Below are 14,781 nucleotides of genomic sequence, written 5' to 3' on the forward strand. Positions count from 1 at the left end.
CGCTCGGGCAGATGGCGCGCGACGAGATCGGCCCGTTCGGCGGGGCCGCGGCGCTGCTCGCCGCCTTCGCCATCATGATCATCCTGCTCGGCGTGCTCGCCCTGGTGATCGTGAACGCGCTCGCCGAGTCGCCGTGGGGGACCTTCTCCATCGCGATGACCATCCCGATCGCCCTGTTCATGGGCTTCTACCTGAGGATCCTGCGGCCGGGCCGGGTCAGCGAGGTCTCCCTCATCGGCGTCGCCCTGCTGCTGCTCGCCCTGGTCGCGGGGCGCTGGGTCGCCGAGTCGTCCTGGGCGGAGGCGTTCACGCTCGCGCCCTCGACGCTGGTCATCTGGCTGGTGGCGTACGGCTTCATCGCCTCGATCCTGCCGGTGTGGATGCTGCTCGCGCCGCGCGACTACCTGTCGACATTCATGAAGATCGGCACGATCGTGCTGCTCGCGCTCGGTGTGGTCCTCACGCTGCCGACGCTGAAGATGGACGCGGTGACCGACTTCGCCTCGCGCGGCGACGGGCCCGTCTTCGCGGGCTCGCTCTTCCCGTTCGTGTTCATCACGATCGCGTGCGGCGCGCTCTCCGGCTTCCACTCCCTGATCTCCTCCGGTACGACGCCGAAGATGATCCAGAAGGAGACGCAGGTCCGGATGATCGGCTACGGCTCCATGCTGATGGAGTCGTCCGTGGCGATCATGGCCCTGGTGGCCGCATCCATCATCGACCCCGGCCTGTACTTCGCGATGAACGCGCCCGCGGGCGTCATCGGCGACACGGTCCAGGAGGCGTCGAAGGCCGTCGCGGGCTTCGGGTACTCCATCTCCCCCGACGACCTGGCGCGGGCCGCCGAGAACGTGGAGGAGAGCTCGCTGCTGTCGCGCACGGGCGGCGCGCCCACGCTCGCGATCGGCGTCTCGGAGATCTTCTCCAAGGTCACGGGCGACTCGCTGCGGGCGTTCTGGTACCACTTCGCGATCATGTTTGAGGCCCTGTTCATCCTCACCGCGCTCGACGCGGGCACGCGCGTGGGCCGGTTCATGCTCCAGGACATGCTGGGCAACGTCTACAAGCCCTTCAAGAACATCAGCTGGAAGCCGGGCCTCGTCCTCACCAGCGCCGCCGTGACCGGACTGTGGGGCTACTTCCTGTGGGTCGGCGTCCACGAGCCGCTCGGCGGCATCAACCAGCTCTTCCCGATCTTCGGCATCGCCAACCAGCTGCTCGCCGCCGTCGCCCTCGCCGTCTGCACCACCCTGCTCGTGAAGTCCGGGCGCCTCAAGTGGGCCTGGATCACCGGGGTTCCCCTCGTGTGGGACGCGACGGTGACGCTCACGGCGAGCTGGCAGAAGGTGTTCTCCAGCGACCCGCGCGTGGGCTTCTTCAAGCAGCGCTCGGTTTATCAGGACGCCATCGACGACGGCAAGGTCCTGCCGCCCGCCAAGTCCATGGACGACATGCACACCGTCGTCACCAACTCCACGGTGGACGGCGTCCTTTCGGCGGTGCTCGCGCTGCTCATCGTCATCGTGATCGCGGACGCGGCGCGCGTCTGCGTCCGGCACGTCCGCGACCCGCTGTCGTCGCGCCTGAGCGAGGCGCCGTTCGTGGAGTCGAAGCTGACGGCGCCCGCCGGGCTCTTCCCGACGAAGGACGAGAAGCTGGAGCTCACGTCGCAACGGGAGCGCACGCCATGAACCGGATGTCCCGCCTCGCGCGCGGAATTCGCTGGTACGTCAGGGAGTTGACCGACGAGTCGGCGTACGAGCGCTATGTGGCGCACCTGAGGAAGGAGCACCCCGCCGCGGTCGCGCCGAGCCGCCGCGCCTTCGAGCGGATGCGGACGCAGCGGCAGGAGTCGGACCCCCGCCAAGGGTTCCGCTGCTGCTGAGAGGGCATCACCCTCCGTCCGATATGCGGACAGGGGTTCCATACAGCGAGATCGTCACTTAGATTTCCCGCACGTTAAACACGGGATAAGTGAGTGAACGGAGCCGCGGTATGCCAGATGCGCCTGAAGTGCCGGTTGCGCCTGAGGGGAAACAGCCGGTGGTCACTCCGGTCCGCGTGATCGTCGCCCTCTGCCTCGTGGCGCCGTTCGTGGCCATGCTCTGGGTGAGCTCCTACGCGAAGACCGACCCGGCCTTCATCGGCATCCCGTTCTTCTACTGGTACCAGATGCTGTGGGTCCTGATATCGACCGCGCTCACGATGACCGCGTACAAGCTGTGGCAGCGCGACCAGCGCGCCCGTAAGGCCCTCACGGAAGGTGCGTCCCGGTGAACGACGGCGTCAACGGCGTCGCGCTCGCCGTCTTCATCTTCTTCTTCCTCGCGGTCACCGCCATGGGCTTCCTCGCGTCGCGCTGGCGCAGGGCCGAGAACGAGAACAGCCTCGACGAATGGGGCCTCGGCGGCCGCTCGTTCGGGACCTGGGTGACCTGGTTCCTGCTCGGTGGCGACCTCTACACGGCGTACACCTTCGTGGCCGTCCCCGCGGCGATCTACGCGGCGGGCGCCGCCGGGTTCTTCGCGGTGCCGTACACCATCCTCGTCTACCCGCTGATCTTCACCTTCCTGCCCCGCCTGTGGTCGGTCTCGCACAAGCACGGGTACGTGACCACGTCGGACTTCGTCCGGGGCCGCTTCGGCTCCAAGGGGCTCTCGCTCGCCGTCGCGGTCACCGGCATCCTCGCCACCATGCCGTACATCGCGCTCCAACTGGTCGGCATCCAGGCCGTCCTCGACGTGATGGGCGTCGGCGGCGGCGAGAACACCAACTGGTTCGTCAAGGACCTGCCGCTGCTCATCGCCTTCGGCGTCCTGGCCGCGTACACCTACTCCTCCGGCCTGCGCGCCCCCGCGCTGATCGCGTTCGTGAAGGACACCCTGATCTACATCGTGATCGTGGTGGCCGTCATCTACATCCCGATCAAGCTCGGCGGGTTCGACGACATCTTCCACGCGGCGAGCGAGAAGTTCTCGGCGACGAACGAGAAGACCGGCAAGCCCGTCGGGGCGCTCGTGCCGGGCTCCGCGGGCACCTGGACCTACGCCACGCTCGCGCTCGGCTCGGCGCTCGCCCTGTTCATGTATCCGCACTCGATCACCGCGACGCTCTCGTCGCGCAGCCGGAACGTGATCCGCCGCAACACCACCATCCTGCCCCTGTACTCGCTGATGCTCGGCCTGCTCGCGCTCCTCGGGTTCATGGCGATCGCGGCCGGAGTGAAGGTCGAGAACGGGCAGTTGGCGATCCCGCAGCTGTTCGAGACGATGTTCCCCGACTGGTTCACCGGCATCGCCTTCGCCGCCATCGGCATCGGCGCGCTCGTGCCCGCCGCCATCATGTCGATCGCGGCCGCGAACCTCTTCACGCGCAACATCTACAAGGACTTCATCAAGCCCGACGCGACGCCCGCCCAGGAGACCAAGGTCTCCAAGCTGGTCTCGCTGCTCGTGAAGGTCGGCGCGCTCGTCTTCGTCCTCGGCATGGACAAGACGGTCGCCATCAACTTCCAGCTGCTCGGCGGCATCTGGATCCTGCAGACCATGCCCGCGCTCGTCGGCGGCCTGTTCACGCGCTGGTTCCACCGGTGGGCGCTGCTCGCCGGGTGGGCGGTCGGCATGGCGTACGGGACGATCGCGGCGTACGGCGTCGCCTCGCCCACGCAGAAGCACTTCGGCGGCTCGTCGGACGAGATCCCGGGCATCGGCGAGATCGGCTACATCGGCCTGACCGCGTTCGTGCTCAACGTCCTGGTGACGGTGGTCCTCACCGTCGTCCTGAAGGCCGTGGGGGCCCCGGACGGCGTCGACGAGACGTCCCCCGAGGACTACACGGCGGACGCGGGCGACCAGGGCGTGGCCGCCGAACTGCCGAAGGTGGGGGCCGGGCACTGACGGTGCGACGGCGGGGCGGGCGGCGGATGCGAAAGGATGTGCGCATGAGACGTCATCTCCTCGTGCTCCCGGCGCTGCTGCTCGCCCCTCTCGTGCTCACCGGCTGCGGCTCCGAGGACGCCGGGTCGGGCCCGGGCTCCAGCTCGGGCTCCGGTTCCGGCGGGGGGTCCGCGCCCGACCACGCCGAGCTGAAGGCCCGCGCCCTGGCCGCGCAGACCCGTGTGGAGCACGTGTACCTGACGGAGGCCGACGGCTACGAGGCGGCGAAGCAGTCCGCCGGCGTGCTCGGCGACGACGGCTTCCAGGTCACGTACGTGAAGCGGGACGGCGGGCAGCAGTTCACGGTGTACGTGGACCGGGGCGCCGTCGACGACAAGAACTGCCGCACGGCCCCGCCCGCCGCCAAGAGCTGCGAGAAGGACGGCAAGGGCTGGTACCGCGTGACCGCGGAGCGGCACGAGTACGCCCGCTCGGAGAACGGCCTGCGCATCCAGGTCGCCGCCGACCCCAAGGCCGTGAGCCGCGCCGTGCTGCGCGCCGCCGCCGAGAAGGTCCACCGCGCGGACGACCGGGAGCTGGACGCGATCCTGCCCGAGCGCGTGCCGGGCGGCGAGCCCGTCGAGCGCGGCGACCTGCCACCGAACGGCGACGGCGCCCCGCAGGACCCGCCGGGCGCGGGCGGCTGAGCGGACACGGACGGCTGAGCGGACACGGGCGGCTGAGCGCAGAGGCAGCGCACCGTAAGCACAGGGGCGGACCACCGGGAATCCGGCGGCCCGCCCCTCTTCGCGGCTCCCCGGAATGCCACGCCTCCCCCGCGAGTTGACGCTTCCGTCGCGTTCGCGCGGTGAGGTCTGCGTCACCCTCCGACACAACATCTAGGGGTGCCACCGAAAGCCAGCACAAGATGTATGCTCGTGCTCGCTGTCGCCGCAGGGGAATCCGGTGCAAGTCCGGAACTGTCCCGCAACGGTGTACGTGTGCGCATTTGCGTACCCACTCAGTCCGAGCACCTGCCGGCAGCGCGCCCGTGCCGCCCGGCCCGGGCGCCAGACGTCCGGGCCTCGTGGAATGGGCTGGTGGACGCGGCGTACGCCACCGCTGCGCGCGGTCGCGCCCGTGTGCCCCTCGCCTGCCGCAAGGCCCCGAGCCGAGCGAGGGAGAGCACCACGTGACCATCGCGCCCGCAGAGCCCGCGTCAGCGAAGGCCGAGCAGCGAGACGCCGACCAGGCCGCACCGACCGCCGACGGCCCCGGCACCGCGCTGCTGCGCACCCTGACCGACCTCACCGCCGACCTCCCCGACGCCGACCCCGGTCGCGTCGCCGCCGCCGCGCTGCGCGGCCGTTCCGCGCACGCGGACGAGGCGGAGCTCAGGGAGCTGGCGACCGAGGCGGCCGCGGGCCTGATCTCCGAGGACCCCGCGTACTCGCGGCTCGCCGCCCGGCTCCTGAGCATCGGCATCCGCGAGGAGGCCGCGTCGCAGGGCGTCACGTCCTTCTCCGAGTCCGTCGCGGTCGGCCACCGCGAGGGCCTGATCGCGGACCGCACGGCCGCGTTCACCGCGCTGCACTCCGCGCGCCTCGACGCTCTCGTGGCCGACGCGCTCGCCGACGGCGCCGACCGCCGCTTCGGCTACTTCGGCCTGCGCACCCTGCACAGCCGCTATCTGCTGCGCCACCCGATCACCCGCAAGGTCGTCGAGACGCCCCAGCACTTCATGCTGCGCGTGGCCGCGGGCCTCGCCGAGGACGACTCCGTGCGGGCCCTGGACGAGGTCGCGGCGCTGTACGGCCTGATGAGCCGCCTGGACTACCTGCCGTCGTCGCCGACCCTGTTCAACTCCGGCACCCGGCACCCGCAGATGTCCAGCTGCTATCTGCTCGACTCCCCGCTGGACGAGCTCGACTCCATCTACGACCGGTACCACCAGGTCGCGCGGCTCTCCAAGCACGCGGGCGGCATCGGCCTCTCGTACTCCCGCATCCGCTCGCGCGGTTCGCTGATCCGCGGCACGAACGGGCACTCCAACGGCATCGTGCCGTTCCTGAAGACCCTCGACGCGTCGGTGGCGGCGGTCAACCAGGGCGGCCGTCGCAAGGGCGCGGCCGCGGTCTACCTGGAGACCTGGCACTCCGACATCGAGGAGTTCCTGGAGCTGCGCGACAACACCGGCGAGGACGCCCGGCGCACGCACAACCTGAACCTGGCGCACTGGATCCCGGACGAGTTCATGCGCCGCGTCAACGCCGACCAGGACTGGTCGCTGTTCTCGCCCGCCGACGTGCCCGAGCTCGTCGACCTGTGGGGCGAGGAGTTCGAGGCGGCGTACCGCGCGGCCGAGGCGAAGGGCCTCGCCCAGAAGACCATCCCGGCCCGGGACCTGTACGGCCGCATGATGCGCACCCTCGCGCAGACCGGCAACGGCTGGATGACCTTCAAGGACACCTCCAACCGCACCGCCAACCAGACCGCCGAGCCCGGCCACACCGTGCACTCCTCCAACCTGTGCACGGAGATCCTGGAGGTCACGGACGACGGCGAGACGGCCGTCTGCAACCTCGGCTCGGTGAACCTCGGGGCCTTCGTGGCCGACGGTGACATCGACTGGGAGCGCCTTGACGCGACCGTCCGCACCGCCGTGACCTTCCTCGACCGGGTCGTCGACATCAACTTCTACCCGACCGAGCAGGCCGGGCGCTCCAACGCCAAGTGGCGCCCGGTGGGCCTCGGCGCGATGGGCCTGCAGGACGTCTTCTTCCAGCTGCGGCTGCCCTTCGACTCGCCCGAGGCGAAGGCGCTCTCCACGAAGATCGCCGAGCGCATCATGCTCGCCGCGTACGAGGCGTCCACGGACCTGGCCGAGCGCCACGGCCCGCTGCCCGCCTGGGAGAAGACCCGCACCGCGCGCGGCGTCCTGCACCCCGACCACTACGACACCGAGCGGGCCTGGCCCGAGCGGTGGGAGGCGCTGCGGGAGCGCATCGGCAAGGTCGGCATGCGCAACTCGCTGCTCCTCGCGATCGCGCCGACCGCCACCATCGCGTCCATCGCGGGCGTGTACGAGTGCATCGAGCCGCAGGTCTCCAACCTCTTCAAGCGCGAGACCCTGTCCGGCGAGTTCCTCCAGGTCAACTCCTACCTGGTGGAGGACCTCAAGCGGCTCGGCGCGTGGGACGCGCGGACCCGCGAGGCGCTGCGCGAGTCCAACGGCTCGGTGCAGGACTTCACCTGGGTGCCCGACGAGGTCCGCGACCTGTACCGCACGGCCTGGGAGATCCCGCAGCGCGGCCTGATCGACATGGCCGCCGCCCGCACGCCGTACCTGGACCAGTCGCAGTCCCTGAACCTGTTCCTGGAGACGCCGACCATCGGCAAGCTCTCCTCGATGTACGCGTACGCGTGGAAGCAGGGCCTGAAGACCACGTACTACCTGCGCTCGCGCCCGGCGACGCGCATCGCCCGCGCCGCGGGCGGCCAGGCCGCCACCGCCGCGGCCCCCGTCCCCCAGCAGGTCGCCGACCCCGAGGCGATCGCCTGCTCCCTGGAAAACCCCGAGTCCTGCGAGGCCTGCCAGTAATGACGACCGAAGCCACGAAAAACCTGCTCGACCCCGGCTTCGAGCTGACGCTCCGCCCGATGCGCTACCCCGACTTCTACGAGCGCTACCGGGACGCGATCAAGAACACCTGGACCGTCGAGGAGGTCGACCTCCACTCCGACGTCGCCGACCTGGCCAAGCTGACGCCCGAGGAGCAGCACCTGATCGGCCGCCTGGTCGCGTTCTTCGCGACCGGCGACTCGATCGTCGCGAACAACCTCGTCCTGACGCTGTACAAGCACATCAACTCCCCCGAGGCGCGGCTGTACCTGAGCCGTCAGCTCTTCGAGGAGGCCGTGCACGTCCAGTTCTATCTGACGCTGCTCGACACGTACCTGCCCGACCCGGAGGACCGCAACGCCGCCTTCGCGGCGGTGGAGAACATCCAGTCCATCCGCGAGAAGGCCGAGTTCTGCTTCAAGTGGATGGACTCGGTGGAGAAGCTGGACCGCCTGGAGTCCAAGGCCGACCGGCGCCGCTTCCTGCTCAACCTGATCTGCTTCGCGGCGTGCATCGAGGGCCTGTTCTTCTACGGCGCCTTCGCGTACGTCTACTGGTTCCGGTCCCGCGGCCTGCTTCACGGCCTCGCGACCGGCACCAACTGGGTGTTCCGCGACGAGACGATGCACATGAGCTTCGCCTTCGACGTCGTCGACACGGTCCGCAAGGAGGAGCCTGACCTCTTCGACGACGCCCTGCAGCAGCAGGTCACGGACATGCTGAAGGAGGCGGTCGACGCCGAGCTGCAGTTCGCGCGCGACCTGTGCGGTGACGGCCTGCCCGGCATGAACACCGAGTCGATGCGCGAGTACCTGCAGTGCGTCGCCGACCAGCGCCTGGCGCGCCTCGGCTTCGCGCCGGTGTACGGCTCCGAGAACCCCTTCTCGTTCATGGAGCTCCAGGGCGTTCAGGAGCTGACCAACTTCTTCGAGCGGCGGCCGTCGGCGTACCAGGTCGCGGTCGAGGGCTCGGTCTCCTTCGACGACGAGTTCTGATCCCGGCCGTGATCCTGGTCCTGGACCAGTCCCTGCTCGGCCCGTCTCAGCTGCCGGTCGATCCGGCGGTCGTGGGCGTGGCCGAGCAGTGACGGCAGGGCCATGAGCAGCAGGACCCCGAGGACGGCCAGCGTGTCGAGTACGTCATGTGCGTTCATGACGACCACTCTCGCGCCGGCCGTCCTCCGCCGTCAGTGGCAGGACTGCCGGGCACCCTCGATTTCCTGCCAGCCACGCGGCACACTGGCCGCATGCTGAGCAATGTGGCCGCCGTCCTGCTCGACGGCGTGCATCCCTTCGAACTGGGCGTCGTCTGCGAGGTGTTCGGCCTCGACCGGAGCGACGAGGGCCTTCCCGTGTACGACTTCGCGGTCGCCTCCGCCGAGGGCCCGGCCCTGTCCACGCACGCCGGGTTCACGATCACCACCGAGCACGGCCTCGACCGGCTCGAAGAGGCCGACCTCATCGCCGTGCCCGCCGGGCAGACCTATGTGACCCGGGAGTTCCCGCCCGCCCTGCTCGACGCCCTGCGCCGGGCCGTCGAGCGCGGCGCCCGCGTCCTGAGCGTCTGCTCCGGCGTCTTCGTGCTCGGCGCGGCCGGGCTGCTCGACGGGCGGCGCTGCGCCGTGCACTGGAAGCACGCGGAGGAGCTGGCCCGGCGCCATCCGCGGGCCGTCATCGAGCCCGACGTGCTGTACGTCGACGAGAGCCCGGTGATCACCTCGGCGGGCACCGCCGCGGGCATCGACGCCTGTCTGCACCTGGTCCGCGAGGAGCACGGCCCGGAGGTCGCCAACGCCCTGGCCCGGCGCATGGTCGTGCCGCCGCACCGCGACGGCGGCCAGGCCCAGTACATCCAGCGGCCCCTTCCGCGCACGCGGTGCGACACCGTCGGCGGGGTCCTCGCGTGGATGGAGCGCCACCTCGACCAGGAGGTCACCGTCGAGCAGCTCGCCGTGCGCGCCCATATGTCGCCGCGGACCTTCGCGCGCCGCTTCCAGCAGGAGACCGGCACCACTCCGTACCGCTGGCTGCTGCGGCAACGCCTGCTGCGCGCCCAGGAGTTGCTGGAGGCGACGGACGAGACGGTGGACACGGTCGCGGACCGGTCGGGGTTCGGGACCGCGGCGGCGCTGCGGCACCAGTTCGTCCGGGCGCTCGGGACGACGCCGAACGCGTACCGGCGGACGTTCCGGGGGCCCGGCGTCGGCTCCGTCGCCTGACGCCGGACCCCCGCGGTTCACCGCCGTTCGGCGCGTAGGACCAGCTTCTTCGGGTGCAGCGTGATGCCGACCTTCGTGCCGCTGTCCGTCTGCTCGACCGGCGTGAGGCGCCACTTCGGCACGATCGTCGCCAGGATGAGGGTGAGCTCCGCCAGGCTGAAGTGATCGCCCGGGCACTTACGGTTGCCGACGCTGAACGGCATCATCGCGAACTCCGGCACGCTCGCCGCGCGTTCCGGATTCCACCGGTCCGGGTCGAACTCCAGATGCCGCTCGAAGGAACGCGGATCGCGCTGCATCGCGTACACGCTGTAGACGATGTCGGCGTCGGCCGGAATGCGATAGCCGCCGAGGCCGGTCTCGGCCACCGACCGCCGGGTGAAAATCCAGGCCGCCGGTCGTATACGCATCGCCTCCGTGACGACATTGCGTGTGTGCTGCAGCCGGGTGAGATCGGCGAAGGTGACCTGCCTCCCTCGCGCCACGGAATTTACCTCTTCAACCAACCGCCTTTCGTGCTCCGGGTGTTCGGTGAGCAGATGGAAGGTCCACGCCAGCGTGGAGGCGACATTCTCCGCGCCCGCCACGACGAGCGAGACCACGTGGTCGTGGATCTCCTGGTCCGTGAGCGGCTGCCCGGATTCGTCCCGGGCGGCGAGCAATACGGCGAGCAGGTCCTGTTCCTCGCCGTTTCCGCACGCGCGGCGTTCGGCGATGATCTCGTCGACGAGTGCGTGCAGGTCGGCAAGGGCCCGCTCGAAGCGCCGGTTGGCCGGTGTCGGGACGCGGTAGAGCGGACCGACGGACAGCACCATCCGGCGGTAGAGGCCCTCGAAGACGGTGTGCAGCGAATCGCTGATGCGGTCCGCCTTCTGGCTGATCGAGTCGACCTCGAGCAGCGAGCGGGACACGATGCGCGCGGCGGTGCGGAACATCTCCGCGCTGACGTCGACCGTGGCGCCGTGGTCCCAGCGGGCCGCCGTCGCCTGCGCCTCCTCCTCCATGACGCGGGCGTAGTCGGCGATGCGCTCCGGCCGGAACGCGGGCTGCATCATGCGCCGCTGCCGTCGGTGTAGCGGGCCGTTGCTGGTCGCCACGCCCTTGCCGAGCAGCACTTCCAAGGTGTCCCAGAGCGGGCCGCCGACGATGTACTCCGGGCTCTTCAGGAGCGCGCCGACGAGCCGCGGATCGCACACCGCGTACGCGGTCTTCGGCCCCAGCCTGATGCGGACGAGGTCCCCGTGGTCGCGCAGCGCGGCTAAGAAGCCGAGGGGGTCCCGCACCAGGTTCCACGCATGGCCGAGAAGTGGCGCTCCGCCTCCGGCGAGGGGTGGGGTGCGCAGACGGCCGGGAGCGGGGGCGGTTATGGCGGTCGCGGCTGATTCAACGGTCATTCTTCACCACCGGAGAGGTCGATTCCTGCCAGTTCACTGCCGGAAAATTCGGGGAGCACCGCGTCGGACACATAGGGCGGCAGCGTTCGGTCCACCCAGCTTTCCACGCGATATCTGCCGGATTCGTGATGGAACCAGTACACGGAACTGAACCAGTTCCTCATGTTGAAGACACAGGAATGCAGCGCGTCACTCAATTTCCTTCCCTCCGCGCTGCCGTCGTCCACTTGCTCCGCCAACCCGACGACTTCCGGTTCGACCGCGAGAAAATCACTGACACAGCCACTTACGCGCCGGCGCACTTCCGTCACCGCCTCTTCAAGAGACAATCCCTCGTGATGGATGAGTGAAATTCCCAGGTTGTGCACCTCGTCCCCGGCAAGCTCCTTGGGGAGCGAGCAGAGGTCGTTGTACCAGGCGGAGAAATCCTGTGTCGCGCGCGCCGCCGCACGATATGCGGGGTGTTTTCGCACGGGGTCCGGCAATTCCATGCGCGCGGTCGGTTCGAGGAGGTCGATCCAGATCCAGTGCGCGAAGGTGAGCCGGCGCAGTTCGATGTACGCCTCGACGCTCGGCACGGTCCCGGTGCGCCGGTTGCCGAACTCGTGGTCGTAGGCGTCGATCACCGGGTGGAAGTGCCGGGCGAAGCGCTCGTTCCACCGCCGCCCGAGGTGGGCGTACAGCCTGATGACGCAGTCCGCGAACCCGGCGACCAGGGGGTCCTTGTGGTGCAGTTGCTGCCGCGGGTCCTGGAGTGTCTCGTGCAGGCCCCGGCAGAGCCGGCGCCACCGCTCCGCCCTGCCGTGCACCGCGTCGCGGTCGTGCCGGTCGTCCCAGCCGAAGAACCAGGAGCTCAAGTCCGCGATGGCGGTGAGCAGTTCATCGGGGGCGCCGATGTAGTAGCCGGCCACCAGGTCCGTGTAGCACAGGCTGTCGGCATATGCCGCGACCTTGTCGGGGGGCATGAGCCGCTTTTCGAGGAGCCATGCCCGTGAGTTCTCCTGAAGCTTTGGCCAATACGGATGCAGATGCCGGGGAAACTCCGTCTCCACCACGGGAAGGGCCAGCGCCTGCGGCACCGATACCATCCGCGCTCGAACTGGTGACTGTACCGACTCGACCGGCTTCCGCCGCTGCCTCGGTACGCGTTCCGCGGCATATGCCGGAACGCGTACCGGTACCCACGAGGTCCGGTCCGACTGTGAAGTGCTGTGTGAGGAAGCAGGCACGAACAAACCCCTCTCGAACGCCCTGAGGACACACGCCCCTCCCGCCGTGCCGGGCGCGCGCCGTTGCGTATCCCCGCGCTTTCCATTCAGCACCACAACTGACCGTTCTGGGAACGGATTTGCGCCATTCACTACCCCAGCGTGCCGAGAACATCCCCTTACGTGACTGAATATGGATCATCGGCGGCTGGACGTGGGCTAGTCCTGTCCGGTTCTGAGCGGGTACGCCAACGGCCCCTGGTCAGTGGGGTGTTCCCGACCAGGGGCCGCTGCGGTCACGCGCTTCCCGCGCGCCTCAACCGTGTCGCAATTCAGTCATTGGGCACTACGGGGTAGCGCGGTGTGCCCTCTTCCATCTGCCGCAGCGCGTCCTTGCGCTCCCGCTTGGAGAGACGGTCGATGTACAGATACCCGTACAGGTGGTCCGTCTCGTGCTGCAGGCAGCGCGCGAAGTAGCCGGTGCCCTGCACCTTGATGGGGTTGCCCCGCTCGTCCTGCCCGGTCACGACCGCGTAGTCGGGACGCGCCAGCGGCGCGTAGGCGGTGGGCACCGACAGGCAGCCCTCGCCCGAGTCGTCCAGGCGGCGCCGGTCGGCGGGCAGCTCCTGGAGCACGGGGTTGCAGACGACGCCCACGTGCCGGACGCCCTCGTCGTCCATGCAGTCGTACACGAAGGCCTTCAGGTCGACGCCGACCTGGTTGGCCGCCACGCCGACGCCCTGCGCGACGCGCTGGGTCGCGAACATGTCGTCGACGAGCTTGCCGAGCTCCTCGTCGAAGGCGGTGACGTCCTTGCACTCCTTGTGCAGCACGGGGTTGCCCACGACCGTGATCGGCCGCGACGTGCCGCGCTCGCGGTAGGCCGTCTCGCGCTCCTCGCAGTCCTCCGTGTCGATGACGAAGCCCTCGTCGTCGACCGGAAGCACTCCACCCGGCCGCTGCTGCTCAGTGTCCTGCGCCATGTCCGCCGTATGCCTTCTTCCTGGGAACCTCTGTCTGTGGTGCCCATACAGACTACGGGGGAAGACAAGCCCGTCCGGCGCTTGAGGACGAGCGCGCAGCGCGATGAACCCCGCCGAGGCCCAGGGGCCAGGGTCAGGGTCAACAGACCTCTTCGAGGTCCCGCCAGTCCCGCGAGTCCGGACTGTCGGCCACCCAGCCGTCGAGAAGGCCACGCACCAGCCCCGCAGGGGCGGCGATCCCGCACTCCCGCTCCGGCACCCACACCGCACCCGGACTGCGGTGCCCGAGCGGCCCCGGATGCCCCGGCTCGCTGTGGTCGTGCGGGTCCAGGTGCTCCCCGTCGCCCTCGTCGCTCGGCATCCGCGACTCCGAGCACATCCGGCAGAGCAGCCGCACGGACGACGACCAGTCCTCGGCGGCGAAGCCCGCGTCGGCCGCGAGCCGCTCCAGGGCGTTCCGGTCGTCCTCGGTGGCGGCCTCCAGGAGCACCACCCACGTGGGCACCGGCGAGGGCGCCCACAGCTCGATCTCGTCGAAGACGGGGTACGCGTGCCCCGCGGCCGTCGTCCGCTCGCCGTGCGGCACGCCGTCGTGCAGCACGACCTCGCCCCAGCGGCGCCCGGAGGACGGCAGCGGGATGGACAGGACCTCGATGCGGGCCGGGTCGAGCCTGCGGCCCCACACGACCTCGGCCTCGCCCTCGGGCGAGAGCCGCACCGCCGCGCTGCCGAGGTCCATGCCCGCGGGCTCCCCGGTGGCGGCAACCCCGCCGGGCACCCGGAGGCCGTACGCCTGCCAGGCCCGGCGCGCCAGCGGCCAGTCCTGGAGGGCGGTGGCGGCGATGCCCACGTTCCACCAGTCGGGGGCGCCCGTGGAGCGGTCGAGCAGCGCGACCGCCCGCAGGCCCGCCGCCCTGGCCTGCTCCCAGTCGTGCCGGAACTTGTGCAGCAGGGCGAGGTTGAACCAGGACTCGGACAGCCAGGGTTCGAGGTCGGCGGCGCGCGTCAGGAGCGCGCCCGCGTCCTCGTAGCGGCCGTCGCCGATGAGCGTGAACGCCCTGTCGGTGGCCTGCCGCCAGGAGGCGGAGGGCCGGTGCCGTCCCTTGCCGAAGATCCTCACGATTCCCGCCTGCCAGCTCTTGTCGGGATGTCCCCGCCGCCGCGCTGCCGCGCGGCCCCGCTTCTCTTTCGCATCCAACCACGTACGGTCGGACGACCGCTCATTACCCATGGGTTACCCAGGTGGGGCGGGGGTCAGACGACGCCGGGGGTGCCCTCGCGGGTGGCGCCCCAGACCCGCCCCTTCACCGAAACCAGGGGCTGCCGCCCCTGGCACCCCGCTTTTATCGCCGCTCCGCGGCTCGTCCTCAAACGCCGGACGGGCTGGAAACACCCCCCCCCGCCCGCGCAACGATTTTGCCCGCCCGGGGTTTTTGTGGAGGGGGCAGGCGGGGAACAAATGGTTCAATGGGGGGGGGCCC

The 14,781-nt window shown here is 69.9% G+C and carries 13 protein-coding genes and 1 riboswitch; of the genes, 8 read left to right on the forward strand and 5 right to left on the reverse strand.

Features of this window, described 5'->3' with window-relative positions; genetic code table 11:
• From ACFWZ5_RS39470 to ACFWZ5_RS39500, 7 genes are all read left to right on the forward strand, one after another.
• The coding region (locus tag ACFWZ5_RS39470) for a carbon starvation CstA family protein (protein WP_384892074.1) at window positions 1-1,691 on the forward strand (1,691 nt) is incomplete at its 5' end.
• Window positions 1,688-1,885, forward strand: coding sequence for a CstA-like transporter-associated (seleno)protein (locus ACFWZ5_RS39475; protein ID WP_384799093.1), 198 nt, complete (start codon window positions 1,688-1,690; stop codon window positions 1,883-1,885). The genes ACFWZ5_RS39470 and ACFWZ5_RS39475, both read left to right, overlap by 4 nt.
• Window positions 1,886-1,995: 110 nt before the next feature.
• Window positions 1,996-2,277, forward strand: a complete 282-nt coding sequence (locus tag ACFWZ5_RS39480; protein WP_384799090.1) for a DUF3311 domain-containing protein — start codon at window positions 1,996-1,998, stop codon at window positions 2,275-2,277.
• Complete coding sequence (gene mctP, locus ACFWZ5_RS39485) at window positions 2,274-3,896, forward strand: monocarboxylate uptake permease MctP (RefSeq protein ID WP_384799087.1); 1,623 nt, start codon at window positions 2,274-2,276, stop codon at window positions 3,894-3,896. The genes ACFWZ5_RS39480 and mctP overlap by 4 nt, the downstream gene beginning before the upstream one ends.
• 44 nt (window positions 3,897-3,940) lie before the next feature.
• Entirely contained in the window at window positions 3,941-4,582 is a 642-nt protein-coding gene (locus tag ACFWZ5_RS39490) for a hypothetical protein (RefSeq protein ID WP_384799083.1), read from the forward strand.
• Between the two features lie 212 nt (window positions 4,583-4,794).
• Window positions 4,795-4,932: riboswitch (cobalamin riboswitch) on the forward strand.
• Between the two features lie 135 nt (window positions 4,933-5,067).
• Window positions 5,068-7,476 carry a ribonucleoside-diphosphate reductase subunit alpha gene (locus ACFWZ5_RS39495; RefSeq protein WP_384799080.1) on the forward strand — a complete coding sequence of 803 codons (2,409 nt, stop codon included), beginning with the start codon at window positions 5,068-5,070 and terminating at the stop codon, window positions 7,474-7,476.
• Window positions 7,476-8,492: a ribonucleotide-diphosphate reductase subunit beta gene (locus tag ACFWZ5_RS39500; RefSeq protein ID WP_384799077.1), complete on the forward strand. Its 1,017-nt coding sequence runs from the start codon at window positions 7,476-7,478 to the stop codon at window positions 8,490-8,492. The genes ACFWZ5_RS39495 and ACFWZ5_RS39500 overlap by 1 nt, the downstream gene beginning before the upstream one ends.
• Here ACFWZ5_RS39500 and ACFWZ5_RS39505 read toward each other — a convergent pair.
• The gene (locus ACFWZ5_RS39505; RefSeq protein ID WP_384799074.1) at window positions 8,405-8,650 is read right to left on the reverse strand and encodes a hypothetical protein; all 246 of its coding nucleotides are present in this window, start codon (window positions 8,648-8,650) and stop codon (window positions 8,405-8,407) included. The genes ACFWZ5_RS39500 and ACFWZ5_RS39505 overlap by 88 nt on opposite strands.
• 93 nt (window positions 8,651-8,743) lie before the next feature.
• Here ACFWZ5_RS39505 and ACFWZ5_RS39510 point away from each other — a divergent pair, with 93 nt between their 5' ends.
• Window positions 8,744-9,715 (forward strand): GlxA family transcriptional regulator, encoded by a 972-nt coding sequence (locus ACFWZ5_RS39510; RefSeq protein WP_384799071.1) that lies wholly within the window; start codon window positions 8,744-8,746, stop codon window positions 9,713-9,715.
• A gap of 17 nt (window positions 9,716-9,732) precedes the next feature.
• Here ACFWZ5_RS39510 and ACFWZ5_RS39515 read toward each other — a convergent pair whose 3' ends face one another.
• From ACFWZ5_RS39515 to ACFWZ5_RS39530, 4 genes are all read right to left on the reverse strand, one after another.
• Window positions 9,733-11,109 carry a cytochrome P450 gene (locus ACFWZ5_RS39515; RefSeq protein ID WP_384799068.1) on the reverse strand — a complete coding sequence of 459 codons (1,377 nt, stop codon included), beginning with the start codon at window positions 11,107-11,109 and terminating at the stop codon, window positions 9,733-9,735.
• The gene (locus tag ACFWZ5_RS39520) at window positions 11,106-12,197 is read right to left on the reverse strand and encodes a multidrug MFS transporter (protein WP_384799065.1); all 1,092 of its coding nucleotides are present in this window, start codon (window positions 12,195-12,197) and stop codon (window positions 11,106-11,108) included. The genes ACFWZ5_RS39515 and ACFWZ5_RS39520 overlap by 4 nt, the downstream gene beginning before the upstream one ends.
• Before the next feature lie 452 nt (window positions 12,198-12,649).
• Complete coding sequence (gene def / locus ACFWZ5_RS39525) at window positions 12,650-13,300, reverse strand: peptide deformylase (RefSeq protein ID WP_384799062.1); 651 nt, start codon at window positions 13,298-13,300, stop codon at window positions 12,650-12,652.
• Window positions 13,301-13,439: 139 nt separating this feature from the next.
• The gene (locus tag ACFWZ5_RS39530; RefSeq protein WP_384799059.1) at window positions 13,440-14,420 is read right to left on the reverse strand and encodes a tetratricopeptide repeat protein; all 981 of its coding nucleotides are present in this window, start codon (window positions 14,418-14,420) and stop codon (window positions 13,440-13,442) included.
• Window positions 14,421-14,781 lie beyond the last annotated feature (361 nt).

This window comes from Streptomyces sp. NPDC059003 (assembly GCF_042740445.1).
Lineage (GTDB): Bacteria > Actinomycetota > Actinomycetes > Streptomycetales > Streptomycetaceae > Streptomyces.